Annotated in this window: 23 protein-coding genes and 1 riboswitch; of the genes, 3 read left to right on the forward strand and 20 right to left on the reverse strand. The window is 37.5% G+C overall.

What is annotated here, in order from left to right; translation table 11 throughout:
* Positions 1 to 6: 6 nt before the first annotated feature.
* The 11 genes from murD to QRX23_RS06675 form a co-directional block, all read right to left on the reverse strand.
* On the reverse strand, positions 7 to 1,341 hold the full coding sequence (murD, locus tag QRX23_RS06625; protein ID WP_330155090.1) for a UDP-N-acetylmuramoyl-L-alanine--D-glutamate ligase: 1,335 nt from the start codon (positions 1,339 to 1,341) through the stop codon (positions 7 to 9).
* A gap of 58 nt (positions 1,342 to 1,399) precedes the next feature.
* Positions 1,400 to 2,395, reverse strand: a complete 996-nt coding sequence (gene mraY, locus QRX23_RS06630) for a phospho-N-acetylmuramoyl-pentapeptide-transferase (RefSeq protein WP_330155091.1) — start codon at positions 2,393 to 2,395, stop codon at positions 1,400 to 1,402.
* 29 nt (positions 2,396 to 2,424) lie between these two features.
* Positions 2,425 to 4,614 carry a penicillin-binding protein gene (locus QRX23_RS06635; RefSeq protein WP_330155092.1) on the reverse strand — a complete coding sequence of 730 codons (2,190 nt, stop codon included), beginning with the start codon at positions 4,612 to 4,614 and terminating at the stop codon, positions 2,425 to 2,427.
* A gap of 1 nt (position 4,615) precedes the next feature.
* Positions 4,616 to 4,993: a cell division protein FtsL gene (gene ftsL, locus QRX23_RS06640; protein WP_131473365.1), complete on the reverse strand. Its 378-nt coding sequence runs from the start codon at positions 4,991 to 4,993 to the stop codon at positions 4,616 to 4,618.
* Between the two features lie 21 nt (positions 4,994 to 5,014).
* The gene (gene rsmH, locus QRX23_RS06645; RefSeq protein ID WP_330155093.1) at positions 5,015 to 5,959 is read right to left on the reverse strand and encodes a 16S rRNA (cytosine(1402)-N(4))-methyltransferase RsmH; all 945 of its coding nucleotides are present in this window, start codon (positions 5,957 to 5,959) and stop codon (positions 5,015 to 5,017) included.
* Positions 5,960 to 5,995: 36 nt separating this feature from the next.
* On the reverse strand, positions 5,996 to 6,430 hold the full coding sequence (gene mraZ, locus QRX23_RS06650) for a division/cell wall cluster transcriptional repressor MraZ (protein WP_002828552.1): 435 nt from the start codon (positions 6,428 to 6,430) through the stop codon (positions 5,996 to 5,998).
* 411 nt (positions 6,431 to 6,841) lie between these two features.
* Complete coding sequence (locus QRX23_RS06655) at positions 6,842 to 7,222, reverse strand: hypothetical protein (protein ID WP_330155094.1); 381 nt, start codon at positions 7,220 to 7,222, stop codon at positions 6,842 to 6,844.
* A 21-nt stretch (positions 7,223 to 7,243) separates the two neighbouring features.
* Complete coding sequence (locus tag QRX23_RS06660) at positions 7,244 to 7,984, reverse strand: RsmE family RNA methyltransferase (RefSeq protein WP_330155095.1); 741 nt, start codon at positions 7,982 to 7,984, stop codon at positions 7,244 to 7,246.
* Positions 7,984 to 8,937 carry a 50S ribosomal protein L11 methyltransferase gene (gene prmA / locus QRX23_RS06665; RefSeq protein WP_330155096.1) on the reverse strand — a complete coding sequence of 318 codons (954 nt, stop codon included), beginning with the start codon at positions 8,935 to 8,937 and terminating at the stop codon, positions 7,984 to 7,986. Before prmA ends, QRX23_RS06660 begins: the two co-directional genes overlap by 1 nt.
* Before the next feature lie 144 nt (positions 8,938 to 9,081).
* On the reverse strand, positions 9,082 to 10,506 hold the full coding sequence (gene pyk, locus QRX23_RS06670; RefSeq protein ID WP_330155097.1) for a pyruvate kinase: 1,425 nt from the start codon (positions 10,504 to 10,506) through the stop codon (positions 9,082 to 9,084).
* A 340-nt stretch (positions 10,507 to 10,846) separates the two neighbouring features.
* Positions 10,847 to 12,322, reverse strand: a complete 1,476-nt coding sequence (locus QRX23_RS06675; RefSeq protein ID WP_330155098.1) for an amino acid permease — start codon at positions 12,320 to 12,322, stop codon at positions 10,847 to 10,849.
* A gap of 95 nt (positions 12,323 to 12,417) precedes the next feature.
* Positions 12,418 to 12,595: riboswitch (Lysine riboswitch) on the reverse strand.
* Between the two features lie 174 nt (positions 12,596 to 12,769).
* Between QRX23_RS06675 and QRX23_RS06680 the strand changes: the two genes are divergently transcribed.
* On the forward strand, positions 12,770 to 13,417 hold the full coding sequence (locus QRX23_RS06680) for a hypothetical protein (RefSeq protein WP_330155099.1): 648 nt from the start codon (positions 12,770 to 12,772) through the stop codon (positions 13,415 to 13,417).
* A 165-nt stretch (positions 13,418 to 13,582) separates the two neighbouring features.
* Here the strand turns inward: QRX23_RS06680 and QRX23_RS06685 are convergent, their stop codons facing one another.
* The 5 genes from QRX23_RS06685 to mreD form a co-directional block, all read right to left on the reverse strand.
* Positions 13,583 to 15,250, reverse strand: coding sequence for a formate--tetrahydrofolate ligase (locus QRX23_RS06685; protein ID WP_330155100.1), 1,668 nt, complete (start codon positions 15,248 to 15,250; stop codon positions 13,583 to 13,585).
* A 229-nt stretch (positions 15,251 to 15,479) separates the two neighbouring features.
* On the reverse strand, positions 15,480 to 16,313 hold the full coding sequence (locus QRX23_RS06690) for an amino acid ABC transporter substrate-binding protein (protein ID WP_002828562.1): 834 nt from the start codon (positions 16,311 to 16,313) through the stop codon (positions 15,480 to 15,482).
* Positions 16,310 to 16,960 carry an amino acid ABC transporter ATP-binding protein gene (locus QRX23_RS06695; RefSeq protein ID WP_330155101.1) on the reverse strand — a complete coding sequence of 217 codons (651 nt, stop codon included), beginning with the start codon at positions 16,958 to 16,960 and terminating at the stop codon, positions 16,310 to 16,312. Before QRX23_RS06695 ends, QRX23_RS06690 begins: the two co-directional genes overlap by 4 nt.
* A 12-nt stretch (positions 16,961 to 16,972) precedes the next feature.
* The gene (locus tag QRX23_RS06700; protein ID WP_002828564.1) at positions 16,973 to 17,617 is read right to left on the reverse strand and encodes an amino acid ABC transporter permease; all 645 of its coding nucleotides are present in this window, start codon (positions 17,615 to 17,617) and stop codon (positions 16,973 to 16,975) included.
* Between the two features lie 330 nt (positions 17,618 to 17,947).
* Positions 17,948 to 18,568 carry a rod shape-determining protein MreD gene (mreD, locus tag QRX23_RS06705; protein WP_002828565.1) on the reverse strand — a complete coding sequence of 207 codons (621 nt, stop codon included), beginning with the start codon at positions 18,566 to 18,568 and terminating at the stop codon, positions 17,948 to 17,950.
* Positions 18,569 to 18,720: 152 nt separating this feature from the next.
* On the opposite strand from mreD, the gene QRX23_RS06710 reads away from it, so the two are divergent.
* Positions 18,721 to 19,347 carry a carbonic anhydrase family protein gene (locus QRX23_RS06710; RefSeq protein WP_330155102.1) on the forward strand — a complete coding sequence of 209 codons (627 nt, stop codon included), beginning with the start codon at positions 18,721 to 18,723 and terminating at the stop codon, positions 19,345 to 19,347.
* Between the two features lie 61 nt (positions 19,348 to 19,408).
* Here the strand turns inward: QRX23_RS06710 and mreC are convergent, their stop codons facing one another.
* The 3 genes from mreC to QRX23_RS06725 all read right to left on the reverse strand — a co-directional run bounded on the left by mreC (position 19,409) and on the right by QRX23_RS06725 (position 21,903).
* Positions 19,409 to 20,254, reverse strand: a complete 846-nt coding sequence (mreC, locus tag QRX23_RS06715; RefSeq protein ID WP_330156128.1) for a rod shape-determining protein MreC — start codon at positions 20,252 to 20,254, stop codon at positions 19,409 to 19,411.
* Positions 20,255 to 20,380: 126 nt separating this feature from the next.
* Positions 20,381 to 21,385 carry a rod shape-determining protein gene (locus QRX23_RS06720; protein WP_002828570.1) on the reverse strand — a complete coding sequence of 335 codons (1,005 nt, stop codon included), beginning with the start codon at positions 21,383 to 21,385 and terminating at the stop codon, positions 20,381 to 20,383.
* Positions 21,386 to 21,468: 83 nt separating this feature from the next.
* Positions 21,469 to 21,903: a JAB domain-containing protein gene (locus QRX23_RS06725; RefSeq protein ID WP_150177891.1), complete on the reverse strand. Its 435-nt coding sequence runs from the start codon at positions 21,901 to 21,903 to the stop codon at positions 21,469 to 21,471.
* Between the two features lie 111 nt (positions 21,904 to 22,014).
* Here QRX23_RS06725 and QRX23_RS06730 point away from each other — a divergent pair, with 111 nt between their 5' ends.
* On the forward strand, positions 22,015 to 22,359 hold the full coding sequence (locus QRX23_RS06730) for a VOC family protein (protein ID WP_002828572.1): 345 nt from the start codon (positions 22,015 to 22,017) through the stop codon (positions 22,357 to 22,359).
* A 151-nt stretch (positions 22,360 to 22,510) separates the two neighbouring features.
* Here the strand turns inward: QRX23_RS06730 and QRX23_RS06735 are convergent, their stop codons facing one another.
* Complete coding sequence (locus QRX23_RS06735; RefSeq protein WP_330155103.1) at positions 22,511 to 23,356, reverse strand: hypothetical protein; 846 nt, start codon at positions 23,354 to 23,356, stop codon at positions 22,511 to 22,513.
* Positions 23,357 to 23,391: the final 35 nt, after the last annotated feature.

Raw genomic sequence — 23,391 nt, forward strand, 5'->3', positions numbered from 1 at the left:
TTATGTTTAAAACTTAAACTTTTTCACGGCGTCGACAAATAAATTCCCTCTGGTTTCAAAATTAGGAAATTGATCCCATGATGCAGCAGCAGGAGACAATAGAATAACTTCACCAGCTTCACTTAACTCAAAAGCTGGTTTTACGGCGCTGGGCGCATCTTTAGCATAAAGCACTGGAATACCTATTTCCTTACCAACCGCTGCCAACTTCTCAGCTGTTTCACCAAAAACAATCAAACCTTTAACATGTTGTTTCATTGCCGATAACAGTCTCATCTGATCATCCCCTCGATCCAATCCACCAGCCAATAATATTACTGGCACATTAAATCCAGATAAAGCCATCTCTGTCGCTTCAATATCAGTTGCTTTGGAATCATTATACACTGGCCGATCGTAGAAGTTGCCGATGAATTGTAGCCGATGTTCAACACCAGAAAAGCTCCTTAATGCGCCAGCAATATTGGTAGTCTCAACCCTCATTAATTTACCGACTGCAATTGCAGCAAGTGCGTTTTCAATATTATGAGTACCAGGAACTCCTAATTCATCAGCCGCAATGATAAATTCTTCTTTATAGTACAAACTACCATTTTTCAAATAAGCACCGGCTTCACTGACACCTTTTCTTGAAAACGGAACAATCGTTGCGTTTGTCTGTTCAGCTAAATGACGCCATTCTTCATTATCATAGTTAACAACAAAAAAATCAGCTGCTGTTTGGTGCTTTGTAATATTCATTTTAGCAGCAACGTAATTTTCCCGTGTCCCATGAAAATTCAAATGTGAAGCAAAAATATTTGTCAACACAGCGATGTGTGGTTTTGGTGCTGGCATACCTGTTAGTTGGAAAGAAGATAATTCCGTCACTAATACGTCATCCTTTAGCATTTTAGGAGCTACTTCACTAACAGGAGTGCCAATATTTCCGGCAACCAATACATGGCCATCGCCTGTTTGCGTTCTTAGAACTGATGCAATCATTTCCGTCGTCGTTGTCTTACCATTTGAACCAGTGACCGCAATCCAATTTTCTTGAATATATTTTTGAGCAAGGGCTACTTCAACCACAATTGGAATATGTCGTTCTTCTGCAGCAGTTAGTATAGGAATTGTGTATGGAATTCCCGGATTTTTTACAATTAAGTCTATATCATGAAGTAATGCCACAGACTGATCGGTCGTAAACTGCACGCCCTTTTCCTTTAATGTCATTACTTTTTTATCCGTGATATCCAGCTTAGGATCCGAAACAATCACTTGAGCGCCTTCATTTTGTAATAGATTGGCTGCAGCTGCTCCAGAACGAGCAAATCCAATTATTAATACATGTTTATCCATTATTAAGAGCCCCTTTTTTTCTTAAGATATGTATACGGGGAATCACACCCCATTATTTTTATAAGAACCAGATAAGCAGATAAATAACTGCCATAATTAGGCCAGTCCCCCAAAAGAAGAAATTAACTTGCCATTCATTCCATGGCTTATCTGTGTTACCCGTTAAACCACCTTTTTCAAAACTATGATGAATAGGTGTCATCAAAAAAATCCGTTTCTTAAAGAAATGAAAACTTGTTACTTGAATAATGACACTTAGGGTCTCAACCATAAATACAAACCCAATGATTAGTATCGACCATTCGTGATGAAGTACCAATGAGTTCATTGCTAAACCGGCTCCTAATGCCAATGATCCTGTATCACCCATAAAAATCGTCGCTGGATAATGGTTGAAGAACATGAAGCCAAGCAAGGCACCAATCATCAATCCATCCAATAAGACCATTGTCATATCACCTTGCACGATAGCGATCACTAAATAGGCGACATAAGCGATAATCGCTGTTCCTGATGCTAAGCCATCTAACCCGTCCGTTAAATTAGTTGCATTAGACCAACCGACAAGCCAGAAAATAGTAAATAATGTGTAAACAATCACACTATGCCATTCTCCTAAACCAAATGGTAGGCTGAGGAAAAAATCAAATTTACCTAAAGCCAATACAACAACCCCTAGAATTGCTGCAGCAATTTCTGCAAAAAGCTTAGGCAAAAAGCGTAATCCTTCATCACGATGATTGAAAACTTTGATGCTATCATCAAAAGCGCCCACAATTGCAAAGACCACAATCGCAATCAAAGTTGCCCAGCCTGTTGAAGAAGTATTTTTAGTGATTAACGCTAAAATAATAAAACCAATCACAACAACTGGAATAAATCCCGCACCACCCATTGTTGGTGTCCCAGCCTTCGCAGCATGATCAGGTTCATGTTCACCAGTACGCATAACCATCTGGGCTACTTTAATTTTTTTAAACCAATCTCGTAGACGAGGTACCACAAGTACCGTAACAATTAGACTAAATAAAAGTCCTACTAAAAAAGTCGACATTCGACTACTCCTCTCACTCACCTATATGCTTAGTTTGATGTTTTAGGCTCTTTAAATTCTACCGTAATTTCATGATAACCATCAGACAATTTTGAATTTGCCTTCACTGATTGTGTTGAAACAAAACCAGTACCACTAATGTTTACCTTGATTTTCGCTAGTTCTGCCCATGCTAATACATCACTTTTTGCCCAACCACGCATGTCAGGAACAGCAATATTTTTACCTGTATTCAAAAAAATTCGTTGACCAACAATTGATTTTTTACCACCAGTTATTGATTGTCCTTTAACAGTCTGACCATCACCCATCACAATTGGTGTTAAACGATTAGACTTCATCTCTTTAGTGGATTCTTTTGTTGAGCCACCAACAACTGTTGGCACACTAACTTCTTGATTTGCACTAACAACTACCTTATTATCGCTTTCAGACATATCCAAAGCTTGGGTCATCACTGTCTTGAAAACTTTTGCCATATCAGTAGAAATATTATCCGTGTTTTGTTGTGGCTGTTTTGTCACAATATACATCATATATCGCGGATTATTTGAAGGTGCCATCCCCATCCATGAATGAATTTCATTCGTATTATCACCAGGTGTAGAGTAACCCGTTGAAGTGGCAATTTGAGCAGTTCCAGACTTACCAGTTGTACGGACATTCGGAATAGCATACATTTTCCCCAATCCATATTGTGAATAGATAACATCTTCCAACTGTTTACGAGTAGCTTTTGCGCTCGCCTTGCTAATTGGCTTTGCCACAACTTTTGTTTTCGGTTGTGAAACCACTCTATTGGTATTCGGGTCAACAATTTTTTCGATAATTTGTGGTTGTAGTTCTTTACCATTGTTTGCAATTGCTGAATAGGCCTGCATCATCTGTAGTGGTGTGACAGAAATTGCCTGACCAAACGCCGTATTTGCTTGTTCAATAGGATACTGGAATTGCATACTGCCTCGTGCTTCATCACTAAATCCTGTGTTCGTTGATTTTAAAAACTTGAATCGATTCAAATACTTACGCCAAGTTTGTGCACCCATTTTTTGCTCAGTTAAGGCCATCGCCACATTAGATGACTCAGCAATTCCTCGTCCATACGTAATGCGTCCCCAGCCTTCTCCGTTGTTCCAATCAGTAACTTTCTTATCACCAATCTTTAAAGTACCTGATTCATAGGTGTCATTCTCATTCCAATTACCAGAATCAATTGCTGAAGCTAGGGTTATTCCCTTCAAAACGGATCCTGGTTCAAAAGCAGTGCCATATAATTGGTTTGTCCAAAGATCTCCAATACCTTCACCTGTCGTCGCATTATAAGATGGCCGTTGTGTTGTTGCCACAATCTTACCAGTTTTTGTATCCATAACCACGGCAACTGCTGCTTTTGGTTTCATATCATCTGCAAGTGTTTGCATACTTTTTTCTAACGTTGACTGTAATTTCGTATTAATTGTTGTGTAAACGTCATAACCATTCTTTACAGCCAGATTTTTCTTTGAAACCGATCGATCAGTCGTATCAGAAGAAGTTGTTTTTACACCGTTGTGACCAGTTAACTGTTTATTCCAAGACTGTTCGATACCAGTTATTCCTGAAATCACTTTGCCATCACTACTATTTTCGTTTTTTGTTAAACCAATTAAATCTGATGCAAATGTCCCATTTGGATACAAACGTGACTCACTAGACACAAAAGATAACCCTGGAATATTAAGAGCTTTTAACTGTTTATATTTTTTTACATTTAGATTTGAACCCAGTTGTCCAAATTGCACTTGTTGTAATTTGTCCTTACGACCACTTTTAAGTGATTGAACATAAGCTTGTGCCTTCCCACCAAGTACGCTAGCTATTTTCTCGCTTACGACTTTATCTTGGCTTTTCTTCACATACATTGGCTTGCCTTTTGCCGATTTTTGGCTTTTATCTAATACAGCAACTAGTGTATAAGTTGTCGAAGATTCGGCCAGTGGATTCCCAACTGCATCAAATATTTCACCACGTTTAGCTGGAATCTCGTTTTGACTACGATAAATTAGCTGGGCGGCCTTGTCTAACCTATGCCCTCTCACATCCTTTGTGATGGCGACATAAGAAAAACGGACCCCCAACACAACCAGCACCAACATCATTAATATGAGCAAAATTCTTCCCGTATTACGACTGTTTTTATCCGATTGGTCACGTTTTGGCATCCGTTGTTTTTTTACCATGCTACTTTACGTTCCTTATATTTTGATTATTGAGTTTCAATCCATTCTTTTCAGCAATTTTATTCAAACGATCTGGGCTAGATAAATCACTGACTTCCTGCTTTAAATCATTATTCTTATTGCGCACTGTCTCTAACTGTGCTGATGTTGTTGACAACTGTGTGTTAGCTGTTGCACTTTTATTTGCCATAAAAATGACTAAAAAAGCCATGACAATAACTGTTAAGACTGCCGCTCCAACCATCATGAAATCTACTGTATCCCACTTAGGTTTTACCATTTTCACATTTTTAACTGTCTTATGTTTAATCTTTGTCTCTGGGCGACTAATTTGTTTCGTTACAACATTGCTATTGTTGTACTTTGGCAATCCATCCATAGTGGGGCTTCCTCCATCGTTTTACTTAATACGCTCTATGATTCGTAACTTGGCAGAATGTGCACGTCGATTCGTTGCTAATTCTTCATCTGATGGCAAAATAGGCTTTCGGACGACTAACTTAAAATCTGGCTGCATTTCTTCTGGAATAATAGGTAAACCAGCTGGTAAATCTGGAATTGATACTTTTTCTTTAAACATTGTTTTGACTAAACGATCTTCCAATGAGTGGAAAGTAATTACGGCAATTCGACCGTGAACATTTAACATATCTAATGCTTGCGCTAAGGATTCCTCAACCGCTCCCAATTCATCATTGACCGCAATTCTAATTGCCTGAAAAGTACGTTTGGCCGGATGACCGCCCTTTCTTCTAGCTGCTGCTGGAATAGAATCCTTAATAATATTAACTAATTCAAATGTTGTCTCAATTGGCTTTATTTCTCGTTCATGCTCAATTTTTCTCGCAATCTGCTTTGCAAATTTTTCTTCACCATAACGCGAAAAAATTCGTAGCAATTCGTGAAATGACCATTCATTAACAACAGTTCGTGCTGTTAGTGATTGAGATTGATCCATCCGCATATCTAATGGTGCATCATAATTATATGAAAAGCCCCGTTGTCCATCATCAAATTGTGGTGAAGATACGCCTAGGTCATAAACAATTCCATCGATTGTCGAAACATCTTTAGCCATTAATGCATCATGCAAATGACGAAAATTATCTTGGATAAATGTAACCTTACCAGCAGCTAACTCATCAGCCAGGTGTTCTTGGTTATATGTAATTGCCGTTTCATCTTGATCAAATGACCACAATTTACCAGTAGATAAACGACTTGCTAATAATTTAGAATGGCCACCACCACCTAGGGTTGCATCAACATATACGCCATCAGGCTGGACGTTTAGTCCATCAATTGCCTCTCGCAATAATACTGTTACATGTTTAAACTCTGTCATCGGTCTTTCAGTTCCTTTCAATCTAATACGAAGCTATTAAAACCCTAGCTCTTCTAAACCATCCGCAATGTCATCAAAGTTTTCTGCTGTTTCATCTTCATAAGCTTGCCACTTCTCAGTGCTCCATAGTTCAAAGGTTGTATCTCCAAGACCGAAAACCGTTACATTTTTCTCGATTTTTGCATAATCACGTAGCGTCTGTGAGAGATTAATACGTCCTTGTTTATCAAATTCAACCTCAAGGGCACCACCGAACACAAATCGCTTAAATTGACGTGCCTTCGAATTAGTTTCTGGTAACGCATTAATTTTTTTTGAAAAGTCTTGCCATCCTTCAAGGGTATAAGCTCTTAATGAATGATCCATCCATCTAGTAATCACAAAAGACTCACCTAATTGGTTTCGAAATTTAGCAGGAATGATTAGCCGATTTTTTGTATCTAATGAGTGTTGATAGGTTCCCATAAACATCAGCTAATTCCTCCTTTCTAAACTTCAACATGTAACAAGTACAATTTACCAATCTATTCGACAATTCAATACATTTAATTTACCACAATATCCCACTTTCAACCACCTTTCCCCACCACTTCCCACCTTGTTTTTTCAAACATTTATTGCTAAAAAGACTGACACAACAGCATATAGTGACTTTTTTAACATAAAGTTTACAATTATGCGTAATTTTAACAACAATCTAGAACACTAAAATATCTGACTTTTCAATTAAATAAGATGTGGGAGGAAGTGGGGAGGAAAGCGAGATAAAATGCCTTATTTTAATTAAAAATAGAAACAGCGACAATAAAAAAAGTTGGAACATTTTCTTTTGTTCCAACTTCTATAAATATTTGCACATATTTATTAAAATACGTTGCGTTATTAAACTTCACCAAATCCACCATCAATGGGAATCTGCTTATCAATATCAAGTTCTTCCTCTTGACCACTAGTAAATGAAAAAATTTCTAAAATCAAATATAACAAGGCAAGGTAATAGCCATAAAATGTAGAATTGATTTGTAGCCAAACCGAAATCAAAAATATAATTGGCCAAACAAGTAATAGCACCCAAAAGGCACCTGTATGACGCAAGAATCTGCCAGCTACAATGCTAAACAACATATTAATAATAAAAAGTGATACGATAATTTTGAAATTAGCGGTTAACTTCGTCAAGTTAATGATATATGGGAAAAGTATGCCTAAAATCGGCATAAAAATCCAGAAACGCCAATCAAAAGTTTTATTGAACCTTTTCATAAAAAAACTCCTATTTTACTACTATATATTTAATTCCAAAACATAACTTAAAACGCTTAAAGCATATAGAGGCGCTGTCTCTGCTCTCAAAATACGTGGACCTAATCCAGCCGGCACAAAACCTTGCCCTGCCAAGACATCAATTTCTTCTGGTGATAAACCACCTTCCGGTCCAAATAAAAAGCATACAGAATCATCTGGTTGTAATCGGTTTAATTGTCGCACCAATTCACCTGTTTCGCCTTGCTTTGCACTTTCTTCCCAAGCAACTAATTTCACTGTAGCATCAATCATTAGTCCCTCTAACGATGATTCATAAGTGACATCAGGTATTCGCAGACGATGCGCTTGTTCAGCAGCGGCAGCAGCTATTTTATTCAAGCGTACTAATTTTTTGGTTGCTTTTTGCCCCCAGTGAACAACAGACCAAGCTGTCTCAACCACAACAATGTGGTGTGCACCAAGTTCTGTCGCTTTTTGCACAACCATTTCAGGTTTGTCACCTTTAGACAAACCAATAACAATAGTCGTATCAACTGGTAATTCAACACTCGTTTCTTGTCGTGAAATAACCGTCATAATTGCCTGTTCTGCTTCAAACCTAACAATCTTAGCAACAATCACCTCGTGTTGATTTGGTAATACAAACTCTGCTTGCGCACCTTCGCGACTTCGCAAAACTGTTATGAAATGATGAGCCACCTCTTCTGGTAATCGAAATTCATTACCTGTTGGCATTTCATTCAAAAAATATCTTTGCATTAATCTTCCTCATCCTCAAGCTTTGCAATGATACCATACCAATCACCCAACTTTGTTGATTGTTCAACAACTAACCCTTGCTCTGTTAGCGCATCAATTATCTTATCACGTTTATCATAATAAATACCAGATAATAATAAATGACCATTTGGTTGCAAAATATCATTAACATTAGGAATCAACCTATCTAGGACTTCAGCTAACATGTTGGCAATGACGATATCATATTTCTTCTCCGGAACATCCTTCAACAAATCACTAACAATAAACGTCATGTCAGCAGCTTTTGGATTTAAATCAACATTGCCTTGCGCCGACTTAACCGCAACCTCATCAATGTCCGTTCCTAATATTTCGCCAGCTCCTAATAACCGGGCTGCAATTCCCAAAACACCTGACCCAGTTCCAAGATCAATCACCGATTCACCACCACGCACGATAACTTCTAATGCTTGAATCATTAGTTTTGTCGTTGGGTGCGTTCCCGTACCAAATGCCATCCCTGGGTCTAATACAATAACTTGTTCATCAGTTTGAACTGGTTGATAATCTTCCCACTTGGGTACAATTGTTATATGACGAGTAACTCGAACAGGGTGATAGTACTTTTGCCACTCAGTTGCCCAATCTGCATCTGCTACCGATTGTATTGTAACTGTCCCTGGATGAGCATCCAATCCAAAATCAGATAATTGGTTAACTTCTATTTGAATAGACGCCGTCAACGACTGTAAATCAAGACCATTTGCAAAATAACCAATCACTGCTGCACCATTCAAACGGTGAATAATATCTTCTTTTTTTACCATTACCGTTGCATCAGATGGCTGATAATAATCTAATTCCGCAGAATCATCAATTTCTACACCTTCTGCACCATGTGTCATTAATATATTACTAATTGCTTCAATTGACTCTGTCTGTGTCTCTACAATGATTTTTTGCCAACTCATGATTTTCCCTCGTTTACTATGTTCTTACTAGGTTAAGAATACCATAAATTAACCCAGACGCCCATTATGTGCAAGCAAACAAAAACATACCTAGTAACCAATTAAGTTGATCACTAGGTATGTTAATTTTATTTTGATAATTAATTAGTCAATCGTGACGATAGTCATCAAATTAGTTGTTCCTGAAGTTGTCACAGGAATACCTGCAGTAACGATAATCGTATCACCCTTACTTGCAAGACCAGCCTTAACAGCTTCTTTCTTTGCCAAATCAATCATTGCATCAGTATTCTCAACTGGCTCTGCAATCGTTGGTTGCACACCCCAGTAGATGTTCAACATACGTTGCACATTTTCTGTGAAAGTTAATGCCAAAATGTCTGCATTTGGGCGGTACTTTGAAATCATTTTTGCAGTATAACCTGAGTTTGTTGCTGCAACAATAGCCTTGATATTCAAATTACCAGCAGCATTAGCAACTGCTGATGCAACTGATTCAGTAACATCTGTTGGGTCAAAATGATCATCATCATGACGACCGTTCATTGCCAATGATGTTTCAGCTTTTTCATCAATGCGTGCCATAGTTGCAACAGCTTCAACTGGGTAAGCACCATTTGCAGATTCTCCTGACAACATCGTTGCATCAGTACCATCAAATACGGCGTTAGCAACGTCAGATGCTTCCGCACGTGTTGGACGAGGATTCTCTTGCATTGAATCAAGCATATCCGTTGCTGTAATAACTGGCTTTCCAGCAGCATTCAAACGACGAATCAAGTTCTTTTGTACCAAAGGAACATTTTCAGCTGGAATTTCAACACCCATGTCACCACGAGCAATCATTAATCCATCAGAAACTTCCAAAATTTCATCAAAGTTATCAATTCCTTCTTGTGATTCAATCTTTGGGAAGATCATAACTTCTTCATGGTGTGACTCAGTAAGTAACTCACGAATTTCAAGCACATCGGCTGCCTTACGAACAAATGAAGCTGCGATATATTGAATACCATTCTTCAAACCGAAACGAATGTCATCCGCATCTTTTTCAGTAATACCAGGCAAGTTAATTGAAACACCAGGTGCGTTAACACCTTTACGTGAACCCAAAATACCATGGTTTTGAACTTCAGTTACCAATTCCTTGTTTGCATCATCTTTTTCAGTGATAACCATGTCAAGCTTTCCATCATCAAACAAGACATGACCACCAACATGAACGTCATCAAACAAGCCTGGGTATGTTACAGCAATTTTCTCTTTCGTACCTTCAATAGAAGCATCCATTGAAATACGAACAACATCACCAATATTAAATTCAATCTTACCAGGCTCTTGTACAGTGGTACGAATTTCAGCACCCTTTGTATCCAACAAGAAACCAACCTTCTTGCCAGCTACTTTTTCAGCCTCACGAACAGCATTCATTCGTCCTAAATGTTCCTCATGATCACCATGTGAAAAATTAAAACGGACAACATTTGCGCCAGATTCGATTATTTTTGTAATCGTCTCTACATCAGAGCTGGCTGGTCCAAGCGTTGAAACAATCTTGGTCTTCTTCATGATTAAAAACTTCTCCTTAGTAAAAGATATTGCTATTTCTATCTATCTGCAATCATTGTACTATTTATCACTTTCTTTGTATACAAATTCAACTTCTCATTTGTTTCATCAGTAGAACACTTTTCATCCCTTCTAAATAGGAACCTTTTCATATTAACTAATAAAGCGCTAACATGAATTTGAATATATTTTGTGATTTTTTTATATAAAAAAAGAAGTTGGAACAAAAGAATTTGTTCCAACTTCTTTTTGCTAAAAATGTATTAATTATCAGCATGAAAGTTTGATAGCATAAACGTGTTTCAAAAGTCTGAAGCCTCACTCTCCGTGAGATATTCATCTAATCTAATGGTCGTGCGTGCATTTCTAAATCAACTTCTGTCAACTTACGCAACTTTGTGTGGTGCTTTATTTTGTAACCAAAATACAACACAATGAACAATGGTAATGCTAAGTAAGTTGTAATAATTCCTGGCCAGTTCCAATCAACAATTGATCCCTTAAATGATGCTGTATCTTGTCCAAGAACAACAACAATTGATAATACCAACGCAACAATTGGTCCAAATGGGAACCATTTTGCTTTATAACGTAATTTATCAACATCTTTCCCTTGTGCAACAAATGCACGCCGGAAACGGAAATGAGAGATAGCAACCCCAATCCAAGCAATAAATCCTGTTAACCCAGAAGCAGCAACTAAGTAATAATATAAGTCTTGGCCAAAAATTGATGTCACATACGTGAACAAGCCAACAGCGACCGTTGCCAATACTGCAGGTACAGGAATTCCCGTACGAACATTCACACGTTTAAAAATCTTTGGTGCCATACCATCAACGGCCATTGAATAAAGCATACGAGTAGATGCATATAGACCTGAATTAGCTGATGATACCACTGCTGTTAGAATAACTGCATTCATAATTGATGCTGCTGCTGCCAATCCTGCAGATTTGAATACCAATGTAAATGGTGAAACAGCAATGTTTGATTCACTTGAATGCAACAAATTCGGATCTTTATAATAAATAACTGCACCAATAACGAAAATCGCCAAAATATAAAATAGTAAGATTCGCCAGAAAATTTGCTTTACAGCAGCTGGCACCGACTTCTCAGGTGTTTCTGATTCACCAGCTGTAATACCAACCATCTCAGTTCCTTGGAATGAGAATCCAGCAACCATAAATACTGACAAAATACCACCAAAACCACCGATGAATCCATGATGACCACCAGCAGAAAGATTACGTGCAACATCTGGCTGCTTAAACATAATTCCAAAGATGGTCAATAATCCAACAAGCAAAAATGCCACAACTGCAATGATTTTGACCATTGCCATCCAGAATTCAGTCTCAGCATAAGCTTTAGCGGACAATAAATTAATCACTGTAATCAAAACCAAGACAATTGTTGACCAAATCCAACTCGGTACATCTGGCAACCAGAATCCCATAACAACTCCTACAGTAGCTGCTTCTACAGCTACTGTAATCGCCCAGTTAAACCAGTAATTCCAACCCATTGCAAAACCAAAAGCTGGATCAACAAAACGATCTGCATAAACTGAAAATGAACCCGAAACTGGCATATAAGTTGCCATTTCTCCTAGGCTGGTCATTAGAAAATAAACCATTATCCCAATCACGGCATAAGCTGTTAATGCTCCAAACGGTCCAGCCTGAGAAACTGTTGCTCCTGATGCAACAAACAACCCTGTTCCAATCGTCCCTCCTAATGCAATCATTGAAAGATGACGAGTTTTCATCGTTCTTTTCAAATGACCCGTCTGTTGTTGATTATCTGCCATAATTCCTCCTAAACAAAGGCCTAACGCATTTAAAAACAAAAAAAATCCTAGTTTACACATCTATCGTATAAACTAGGAACTCATTAGTTTTTAGTATTGTCGATAGCTCTCCGCAGCCGACTATTTTGCCGCGACAGTCCGCACACTATTAATGTACACACCAACAATGAATATTACCACACTCATCATTTCGGCAACCGCCCCTTTCGTCTAAAATCCTAACCTGTCAGCTCCTTTAGACTAATTTTGTTGGTTGCAACCTCTATATCCTATTTAATTTGTACCATAAATATACCTGAATTCATTTTACTTTGTCAAGTTATATTTTAGGTAAAGTAAAAGAGTCATTAAGCATTGCCTGTATCCATGGGTTATTTATTACAAACATGATAAAATTACCATAGTTAAACATCTAAAATTTTTAGATGGTCAAAGGAGTACGGGCTTATGATTATAGCTAAATCACGCACACGTTTTCTGATGCTAATTCTTAGTTTGATATTATTTATCGTAATTTCAATACTAACTTATAGACATCAGGGGTTTTTGCACACACTCTCACAAATTGATCATTCAATTGCAAGAGCTGTGGTGCCTACTTGGTTAGAAAACATCATGAAACCAGCCTATATTTTTAGTCATGGGTTACTTGCTGGTTTACTTATATTTGTCATCGCATTCTTTTTATGGGGATTTAAATTTAAAATACCCGCAACTTGGATTTTATTGACCAGTTTAAGTGGTTGGCTATTGATTAACGTTTTTTCATTATTCTTCAATTTAGAGGTTAATGGTACAAAAATAGTTTACCCTGCTCATACAACATTTTTTATGACCTTGTTAATTTCTTATGTACTACTAATCATCATCCCAGAAATTCAACAAAACTTTTTACAATTTGTTTGTCAGACTTTGTTACTACTTTGTTGGATAGGCACGTTTATGATGACCCTTTTAGCACCCAATTCTAATGTTGCATCTGCAATTGCCGGCTGGTTCTTAGCTATTGCTTGGCTACAGTTTTCGGAAAATGTTTACCGTATATATGCAGCGGACTTATATCGTCGAAAAGGATTTAGTAATTCATGGTACTGACCTTTATTCAAACAGACTGAAATGAAACATACGTATCTTGTATACTGAAAGGGGACATTGATCTACCACTTCATAAAAGTTGGTAGATCAATGTCCCCTTAACTGTGTTCTAAAATAATAAACCCTTATTGTGAGTACTAATTAGGGCTGCTTTCTACTCTTTATTTAGTTTAATCCAGTTATTTGGCCGTCACTAGCAATATCTATGTCAAGCGCTGCTGGATGTTTAGGCAGTCCTGGCATAGTCAATATTGAACCAGTTAGTGCAACTAAGAAGCCTGCGCCTAACTTAGGTATAAATTCACGAATATGGATATCAAAGTTTTTGGGTGCCCCAATTCGTTTTGAATCATCAGTCAATGAATTTTGAGTCTTTGCCATAATAATCGGTAACTTATCCCAACCATATTTTTTGAATGTTGCCAATTGTTTTTCAGCTTTACCAGATAAGACAGCTTTATCACCACCATATATTTCCTGTACAATGTGATTAATTTTTACAATTGCCTCATCCTCTGGTTGATAAAGTGGTTGAAAATTCTGACTTTCAGCCTGCTCAGTTGCTTGCACAACACCAGTAGCTAGGTCTTGTGCACCTAAACCACCTTGTCCCCAAACATCAGCAACATAGGCCTCAACACCCAGACTTTTCGCATAATCATTAACTAGTGCAAGTTCTTCCTTCGTATCATGCGTAAATTGATTTATCGCAACAACTACCGGTACACCATATCGTTTCATGCTTTTTATATGTTGACCCAAATTGACAAGTCCTAGCTTCAAAGCAGATAGATTAGGTGTTTTTAAATTCTGCTTGTCTTCACCACCATGCATCTTTAATGCACGAACAGTCGCAACAATGACAATCGTGTCTGGTACTTTTCCTAGTAAGGGTGTCTTAAAATCAAGGAACTTTTCGCCTCCTAAATCAGCACCAAAACCAGCTTCTGTCACTACATAATCTGATAATTGTAAGGCCGTTTTCGTTGCTAAGATCGAATTCGTTCCTTGTGCAATGTTAGCAAATGGGCCACCATGAATAAGTGCCGGTGTATGTGCCAAAGTTTGGACTAAATTAGGTTTGATTGCGTCTTTTAACAAGGTTGTAATAGCACCCGCAACGCCTAAATCAGCTACCGTCACAGGATCTTTATCATAAGTATATCCAATCACAATTTTTGAGATTCTCTGCTTCATATCAGTTAAGTCATGAGACAACGTTAAGATAGCCATTAACTCAGAGGCAACTGTAATGTCAAAACCATCTTCACGTGGCACCCCAGATGTCGGACCACCTAGACCAATCGTCACATGACGTAATGCCCGATCATTCACATCTAGTGCTCGTTTCCACAAAATACGTCGTGGATCAAGATTTAATGGATTACCCTGATACAAACTATTATCAATTAGGGCAGCCAATGTATTATGTGCACTGGTTAATGCATGAAAATCGCCAGTAAAATGCATATTAATATCTGCCATCGGAACCACCTGCGAATAACCGCCACCAGTGGCACCACCCTTTAGTCCCATAACTGGTCCCAAAGATGGTTCACGCAATGCAACCATTGTTTTATGTTTTTGATGCATCAACGCATCGGCCAAACCTACTGTAACAGTAGACTTACCTTCACCAGCAGGTGTGGGATTAATGGACGTTACTAAAATCAGTTTACCTAATTTATTCTCTTGTGATTGCTCACTAAGTTGCACCTTCGCCTTGTCACGACCATAAGGTTCCCATTCCTCCGGTTTTAAGCCAACCTGTGAAGCAATTTTTTCAATTGGCCAAACATCAGCGGATTGTGCAATTTCAATATCTGTTTTCATCCCAACTATTACCCCTTTATTACTTACTATGACACATCTCTAATTTATACCACTTAGTCTACTTGCTCTTTCATATAATCTCAATATCTTTTTTTAAATAATTAAAAATAACTGCATCATAAATAACTTTTGTACGCAAAAAACCACCAATCTACCCATAATTTGGTAGATTAATGGTTTTAAATGTGTGCTACAAGATTAACATCATCTTTCGGCACACCTACATAATTTATTTATTATCGGTTCCAAAATATCTTTGTGATATTTTGTCAATCGTTCCGTCCTTTTTGACCTGCGCAAGTGCCTCGTTAACTTTATTACGCAAGGTAACATCCCCTTTACGCATACCAACGCCGTACGAATCCGTACCAAAATTCGTTTGAATTATTTTGAAAGCTTCAGGATCTTTCTCATGCGCAATATAATAACCTGCATAATCAGCATCAATTAATACAGCATTTAATCGACCAACCTGTAAATCATTCAGCGCCTTATCAAAGGTATCATACTGTTGTGCATCAGACCCAACAATTTTTCGCAAGCTATTCCCTTTTTCAGTATAAGTTAATAATCCTGATGAACCTGTTTGTGCACCTAACCGCTTGCCCTTTAAATCAGACAACTTATTAATTTGCTGATTTTTCATAGTAACAATAACTTGGCGATCATGGTGATACGGATTTGAAAATGCGACTTTTTTCTTTCGATCACTATTAATCGTGTAGCCATTCCAAATCATATCAATATGACCCGTCTTTAATTCTGTCTCTTTCATCGACCAATCAATAGGCTGAAATTTTGCTTTTAGTCCAATTTTCTTCAAACTAGCCCGAGCTAAATCAACATCATACCCAATTAATTTACCACTTTTATCGCGGAAACCCATAGGAACAAAAGTATCATCGACCCCGATAACAACTGTCTTATCAGCTGTTACTTGACGCCAAGTATCTTGACTATGAACTGATCGATACCAAAAGAAACCACCAATTAAAGCTAAGACAATAATAACAAGACCATTACCAATAATTTGCCGTCGCCAATTAATTTTAGACTTAATCATAGGCTTCCTCCTCTTGAGACGTCCGTACCAAAATCAAAAGTTTTATCAGCAACCGCCTGTGCAAACGGTAAATCGTGAGTAACAATTAGTTGCGTAACACCCTGTTCTTTCAGCTGTTTAATGACCTTAATCACACGCTCTGTCGAACCCGCATCTAGCCCTGATGTTGGTTCATCATAGGCCAAAATTCCTGGCTTCATTGCAAGCGCTCGGGCAATTGCGACACGTTGCTTCTGACCACCAGATAATTGAAATGGGTACTGATTAATTTGTTCTTCTAACCCTAAATTAGTTAATAATTCGTCTGCGATATTATTGGCTTCTTTTTTTGACAATTTTTTAACAAGTTGTGGGGCTAATGTCACATTTTCCTTGACTGTATACTGTGGAAATAGGTTAAAGTCTTGAAAAATGACACCCACTTGTGCACCTTGACGATCACCCGAAATATTTAATGATTCATTATTTAATATCAACTCCCCACGATCTGCTGGCAATAAGCCGGCTAGAATACGCAAAAATGTTGTCTTACCAATACCTGAAGGACCAACGATACTTAAAACTTCACCATCATTTATCGTTAAATCCATTCCTTTAAAAATCACACGATCGCCAAAAACTTTTGCTAAATTTTTAATTTCTAACATAATGCTTACCCCTTAACGATAATAGTTCAATTTACTTTCCGTACGGCGTTGAATAATCGTTGCCAAAGCAATCAGTACCAAATACACTAACCCGACCAACAAATATGGAACTAATGTCACATCCCGAGAAGCTGCAATATTTCCGGCACGCATCAAATCACCTAATCCAATGACATAAACTAATGAAGAATCCTTGACTAGGTTGACCACTTCATTCCCCATCGATGGCATCACAATTTTGAATACTTGTGGCAAAACAATTTTGCGCATTGTTTGAAATTTACTTAATCCTAGTACTTTTGCACCATCATATTGACCATCCGGGATACTTTGAATACCACCACGGAATATTTCGGCAAAATAAGCTGCATAATTTAAAATAAAGGTTACTACTGCTGCTTCAAATCGTGGCAAAGTCATAATATTCGCTAAACTTAATCCATAATACACAAATACGATTTGTAGTAACAAAGGTGTCCCACGCATTATCCATACGTACGCATTCATAACCCACTTCAATAAGTAAATATCTGATCGCAAAGCTAGCGATACTAGAATTCCCAATGGCACTGACCCAATCAATGTTAATACAAACACACCAATTGTCATTTTCAAGCCACTTAGTATGCTTGGTAAAATCTGTATAATATAGTCCATCTGCAATAATCTCCTTAATAAATAAAAAAGTCCTCAAGCAATCACACAGATTGCTTGAGGACGATTACTCGTGGTTCCACCTCAGTTTAATTAACCATTACTAGCTAATACTCTAGTACCATTGATATCAAATGGCACTCATGGATAACATCATGACACGGGAACGATTAGGCTCCGATAATCTTGGGTGTGGTTCATCTAGTACCATGGTTACTTTTCAGCTTCAGCGTAACTCTCTTTAACAAGATAACAAGACTACTCTTCCAATCAAATCTTTTTTATAAATAACTGTTTACAACAATATAAATTAAAACAAATCATAAGTCAATCTTATTTTGAAATATTTCTCTGAGAACGTGATTTCAAAGCTAAGCGACTATTCAAATCACGAAGTGTGACATCATAAGATGAAATGTCTGGTTTTTTGGTTGCATTATACAAATACGTAATAAAATCATATACAACAATGAATAGAATTAAATTAACAATAATTGTTGGGAATAAATGGAACATAATAAAATTCGGTACATTCAAATTCACCAAACTAATAATGCCAAACGCCGCATAATCATATACCATGTATGCTGTCAATGTGACGAACCAAACAGCTAATGACGATGAGAAACTGTAAGATAAATATCCTTGAATAAATTCTGCTAAACGAAGAATTAGCAAAAAGCCAATTATTGCTGGGCCGATAATGCCAGTATAAAAAATGTCAACTAGCATACCTGCAAACAGTGCAATAAGATACAACCACTTACGCTTAATTTGTTGTGCATATCCCGTCATAACAGGCATCATCACAACTATTAGTGAGAGCATTGGACTTGCCGACATCGGTTGTTTAAATAGTAATGGTGCCAAATATAATGATATCCCGCCATCAAGCATAATGGCAATGATAACTAAAATAAAATGAATCCATGTGGTACTTATATATTTCAGCATAATTATTCTCCATAGTCGTTACAAAATTGGTAACTACATTATAGTAGCCTGATTTTAACTACCCCGTCAACTAATTTACAATAAAAAATTCCTGTAATAAAACATATTAGACTGCTACACTTAAGAGAGTATGGTTTATAAGGAGAAATAACATGGAAAAATTAGACTACGCAGCACAAGATAAATGGCCACGTGTTTCTGGCAACATGCAATCACCCATTGCATTATCTGATGATCTTGTCGTTAAAAATGATTTTCAAACAGCACTATCCTTCAATTACAATCACACTGCGAATTATGTACGAGATACAGGTGCGGGCATTGAGGTTGGTTTAAAAGGGCAGGCTCAATTAGGTAATCGTCCCTTTTCACTTAAACAATTTCATATTCACACACCTAGCGAACACACAATCAATCAGCAATCATATGATGCTGAAATTCATTTCGTACACGAAGCAATTGACGGTCGCCTAGCAGTTGTTGCAGTGGTTGTTAGGGCCGGCAATGCATCGGCAACATATGATGCTGTCCTACAACACATGAATGAAACGACTAACTTTGAAATACCAGTCAATGACATTATCCCTGAAGATAAGGAATATTATCACTATATTGGTTCATTAACCACACCACCTTTAACTGAAAATGTCGAATGGTATGTACTAAAAACACCAGTTACACTCTCACAGGAGCAAATCGCTAATTTGATGACATTTTACAGTCATAACAACCGTGATCTACAGTCATTAAATGATCGGACGATCGTTTCTTCAAACTAAAAGTAAATTGCTTAATATATAAAAAGAGATCAAATTTTAATTTGATCTCTTTTTATATTATCTAAGGGATAGCAACACTTACAACCGGAATATTATTAAAATCAGTTGCTGGTTTGATATAAATTTTCTTTGACAACCCATAGTTATCACTTCCAACCTTCTCAACCTTACCAACATACAATCCAGATGGTGTTACACCACCAAGTCCACTAGTTGTAACTAAATCACCTTTCTTAACTGAGACACTTGATGTAATTTGCCCCATCACAATCAGATTTTTAGCTTGATTAAAACTAGTTATAATCCCATCGACTGTTTCTCCTGCACTGTTTTGCACACGAATAGCAAATCGATCTGAAACTTGGCTATTGTCTGATAGAAGTTCAACCTTGGCATTGGTTGTATTTACTTGAGTAATCCGTCCAATAAGGCCACCAGAACCCATCACAGATAGTCCCTTTTTCAGTCCTGCATTGGTTCCTTTATCAATAATCAACTGCGTTTGCCAATTACTTGGTGACCGTGATGTAACAACCGCATTAACAACCTTATAATCTGTCAATGTGTTGCTTATTTTAAGTTGATCTTTTAATGCACGATTTTCTTGTTGCAAGACTTGCAACTGGACTTTTGTCTGAGCTAAATCATCAACCTTTTTAGTTAATCGATCATTTTCTTGGTAAGTATTCATCAACTCATCAATTGAATCAAAGCCACCTTTAATTGCTCTTATTGGGGCATTCACAATATTAGAAGTCCAACCTGATACATCCGAGATAACTCGGACTGGCAAAGAAGGTTCTTTTTCTGAATTGTGGGCACGTGCACCTAATGTGATTGCACCAATCGCCACAATGACAACAATGACACCAATCACTAGCCGACGTGATGTAAAGATATTCTTCATCTTAAACATGCCTTTCGTTTATCTTGTTTTATCATACTACATGAGCTTTTACCTATCAATTCTAGCATGTATGAATAAACTACCCTGAAAATAACGACGGGTAGTTACTACTTTACAAGTTTCGGCTTAATTATTTTTTAAAACATCAATTGACTTTAAAGCTTCACCTGTACCAATAACAACCGCATCTAATGGTTCTGGTGCAACAAAGACCGGCACTTTGGTTGCCTCTGCAATCACTTCATCTAAATGAGCTAATTGCGCACCACCACCAGTCAAGACAATACCACGGTCAATAACATCAGCAGCAATTTCAGGAGATGTTTCTTCCAAAGTTTCTTTAATAGCAACAATCACTTCAGCAATAACATCTTTAATAGCATCAGCAACATCACTCGCCTTAATTTCAATCGTCTTTGGCAAACCAGTTACCAAATCTCTTCCGCGTGCAGTGGTACCTTCCATATCTTCAGAAGCCTCAACATCTGCCGAACCAATTGCCATTTTTAGCCGTTCTGCCGTTTGCTCTCCAATTAATACTGAGTACTTTTGACGTACATAAGTCATAATTGCTTCATCAATCTTGTCACCAGCCATTCTGATCGAACGTGATGAAACAATACCACCAAGTGAGATGGTTGCAACATCCGTCGTACCACCACCTAAATCAACAACCATTGATCCAGTTGGCTCCATGACTGGCAAGCCAGCACCAACAGCTGCTGCAAAGGGTTCTTCGATAACATAAGCGTCACGAGCACCAGCCACACGAGCAGCATCAATGACAGCACGCCTCTCAACAGCTGTTACCCCTGAAGGCACACCAATCGTAACATATGGTTTTGCACCACGAGTACCTAATGCCTTACCCAAATAGTACTTCAGCATTGCAACTGTCGTTTCGTAATCAGCAATGACCCCGTCACGCATTGGCCGAATAGCCGTGATTGAACCAGGTGTCCGTCCAAGCATCTCTTTAGCAGCAGTACCAACGGCAACAACTTCATTTGTTTTTGTATTCCGTGCAACAACAGAAGGCTCACGAAGAACGATTCCTTTACCTTCAATGTATACTAACGTGTTAGCTGTTCCTAAGTCTATTCCAACATTTCGAGTTCCAAATGAAAACACAGCACTTTCCCTTTTCTTTTTTTATTTTTGATAATTCTAACCATGTACTTTAAAAAGTACCATGCAATTTCTTACTAAGTTTATCACATGTTGTCGACCTTAGTCCATAAATCGATTAGTGTTTCTAGCTCAACTTTGGGTAATAAATGTTCTGTCCGATAGCTTCGGTATCCTTTTGTCGAAATGATCATAAAATCCAAAAAATGAACCTGCATAATCTGACTACACATGGCCATTTGAGACATTGCTGATTTGTCCGCAGATGATGCATTCAAATTGCCACTAGGATGATTGTGGCACAAAATAAAACCATATGCATTAGTCGCCACTAAATGTCGAAAAACATCACGTGGATGAATGCTCACGCTATCTAAAGTACCCAATGCAACTTGATAGATCTCAATAATTGTCATTTGTGTTGTTACAGCAACTACCCAACAACCTTCCTGTGGTGAATGGGCATAACGCTGCATTAATAAATCACCTAGCTGCCTCACTGATATAATTTTAATTGTCATAAATTGACCTCCTAAAACAAAGACGTTTGCTAAATGACTTTTGTCGTCATTGTTTTAATTCTAGGCGTATAATGAATAGTTGATAAATTAAAAAATATTGAGGTGTAACAAATGCGAGTTAGAAAATTCAGCCCTTTACAAATTCCAGCAAAAAATGTACCCAATGCGGTACGATTTTATCGTGAGGTATTTGATTTACCAACTGAATTTGGTATAAACGAATCAAGACATTTATACTTTGACCAACATGCTATCGTGTTTACAGAAGATCCAGCTGCTGAGCCGATTACTGTTCAGGTCGTTGTACGTGACCATCGTGAATCAGTAGAAAATCATTTTATTAATTACGAAGTCAAAGAATCAAAACCTGCAGCAGAAAGTGATGATGGTCGACACATAATTTTTTATCTTGACGACATTGACGGCAATCATATCGAAGTAATTGCTAATAAGTAATTCTGTCAATTCACCACAAACATAGCAGTAATATACTAAAAATTCGGAAAGAATAAAAAACTACCATAATATGTAAAGGGTCAGCAATTTACCACTTCATCGAAGTTGGTAAATTGCTGACCCTTTAAACATGTTCCAATTAGTTTATTTACTATTTATCATAAACTGTAGAAACATAATTTTGCCAAGCGCGTAATAAATCTTGTCCATTTTCAAACATATCATGCATTTTCAATTGCTCAACTACTTGTATGTCTGTCTCAGCATTTTCCCATTGATGCTTCACCAAATGATCTACCAAATTAGACCACCAAGCAAAACTCATCGCATTCCGTGGCTGTTCCACCATCCATGAGGCAACCTCATTGAAGATTTCTCGATGGAGCTGCTCTTCTCCTAATAACATAACTAAAAATTTAGCGGTCATTGTGTTAAGCAATTCCATTGTATGATGTGACCAATGTTTAGACCAAATAATTGTTAAATAATCAGCAACTCTTTCCACTGGAATATCAGTAATTATTGGCGCTAGCAACGCGACATCCATTTCTCGCCAAATTGTAACTGCTTCAAAAGAATCAATTAGAATTTTTTTGGCAATTTGCGCATGTTCATCAGGAACAATCTGTGCATGCAGAACATCTGCAAGACTGGCCACGCGTAAATAACCACGGGCCATCGTATTACGAAACAAATGATAACCGCGACGACTAATATCTTTTATATCATCAACCGCATGTTTTTGATTTGCCTCTTGTAAAGCAATGATTAATCCTTCAACAGTATCAAATCCATTGACTAGTTCTGTATTTACTTCTGTTCCCGTTAATAATAAATGACTCATCAGTGAAATAAATCCTTCAGCTGGTAAGTCATTTTCATTATTCAAATACCGATAATAGCGATTACGGCTAATGCCAATATTTGCTAATTCACGAACAGGAATATCATTAGCTTGACGAATAGCATTAATTCGGTCGCGATTAATTAAACTCATGTGGCTATCCCCTATTTTGCTATCTCTCATATCTC

Source organism: Weissella paramesenteroides (assembly GCF_036327715.1).
Classification (GTDB): Bacteria; Bacillota; Bacilli; order Lactobacillales; family Lactobacillaceae; genus Weissella; species Weissella paramesenteroides.

Coding starts and splice junctions, on each gene's coding strand:
- murD (WP_330155090.1), bottom strand. CDS start 1,341: ATGGATAAACATGTATTAATAATTGGATTTGCTCGTTCTGGAGCAGCT.
- mraY (WP_330155091.1), bottom strand. CDS start 2,395: ATGTCGACTTTTTTAGTAGGACTTTTATTTAGTCTAATTGTTACGGTA.
- QRX23_RS06635 (WP_330155092.1), bottom strand. CDS start 4,614: ATGGTAAAAAAACAACGGATGCCAAAACGTGACCAATCGGATAAAAAC.
- ftsL (WP_131473365.1), bottom strand. CDS start 4,993: ATGGATGGATTGCCAAAGTACAACAATAGCAATGTTGTAACGAAACAA.
- rsmH (WP_330155093.1), bottom strand. CDS start 5,959: ATGACAGAGTTTAAACATGTAACAGTATTATTGCGAGAGGCAATTGAT.
- mraZ (WP_002828552.1), bottom strand. CDS start 6,430: ATGTTTATGGGAACCTATCAACACTCATTAGATACAAAAAATCGGCTA.
- QRX23_RS06655 (WP_330155094.1), bottom strand. CDS start 7,222: ATGAAAAGGTTCAATAAAACTTTTGATTGGCGTTTCTGGATTTTTATG.
- QRX23_RS06660 (WP_330155095.1), bottom strand. CDS start 7,984: ATGCAAAGATATTTTTTGAATGAAATGCCAACAGGTAATGAATTTCGA.
- prmA (WP_330155096.1), bottom strand. CDS start 8,937: ATGAGTTGGCAAAAAATCATTGTAGAGACACAGACAGAGTCAATTGAA.
- pyk (WP_330155097.1), bottom strand. CDS start 10,506: ATGAAGAAGACCAAGATTGTTTCAACGCTTGGACCAGCCAGCTCTGAT.
- QRX23_RS06675 (WP_330155098.1), bottom strand. CDS start 12,322: ATGGCAGATAATCAACAACAGACGGGTCATTTGAAAAGAACGATGAAA.
- QRX23_RS06680 (WP_330155099.1), top strand. CDS start 12,770: ATGATTATAGCTAAATCACGCACACGTTTTCTGATGCTAATTCTTAGT.
- QRX23_RS06685 (WP_330155100.1), bottom strand. CDS start 15,250: ATGAAAACAGATATTGAAATTGCACAATCCGCTGATGTTTGGCCAATT.
- QRX23_RS06690 (WP_002828562.1), bottom strand. CDS start 16,313: ATGATTAAGTCTAAAATTAATTGGCGACGGCAAATTATTGGTAATGGT.
- QRX23_RS06695 (WP_330155101.1), bottom strand. CDS start 16,960: ATGTTAGAAATTAAAAATTTAGCAAAAGTTTTTGGCGATCGTGTGATT.
- QRX23_RS06700 (WP_002828564.1), bottom strand. CDS start 17,617: ATGGACTATATTATACAGATTTTACCAAGCATACTAAGTGGCTTGAAA.
- mreD (WP_002828565.1), bottom strand. CDS start 18,568: ATGCTGAAATATATAAGTACCACATGGATTCATTTTATTTTAGTTATC.
- QRX23_RS06710 (WP_330155102.1), top strand. CDS start 18,721: ATGGAAAAATTAGACTACGCAGCACAAGATAAATGGCCACGTGTTTCT.
- mreC (WP_330156128.1), bottom strand. CDS start 20,254: ATGAAGAATATCTTTACATCACGTCGGCTAGTGATTGGTGTCATTGTT.
- QRX23_RS06725 (WP_150177891.1), bottom strand. CDS start 21,903: ATGACAATTAAAATTATATCAGTGAGGCAGCTAGGTGATTTATTAATG.
- QRX23_RS06730 (WP_002828572.1), top strand. CDS start 22,015: ATGCGAGTTAGAAAATTCAGCCCTTTACAAATTCCAGCAAAAAATGTA.
- QRX23_RS06735 (WP_330155103.1), bottom strand. CDS start 23,356: ATGAGTTTAATTAATCGCGACCGAATTAATGCTATTCGTCAAGCTAAT.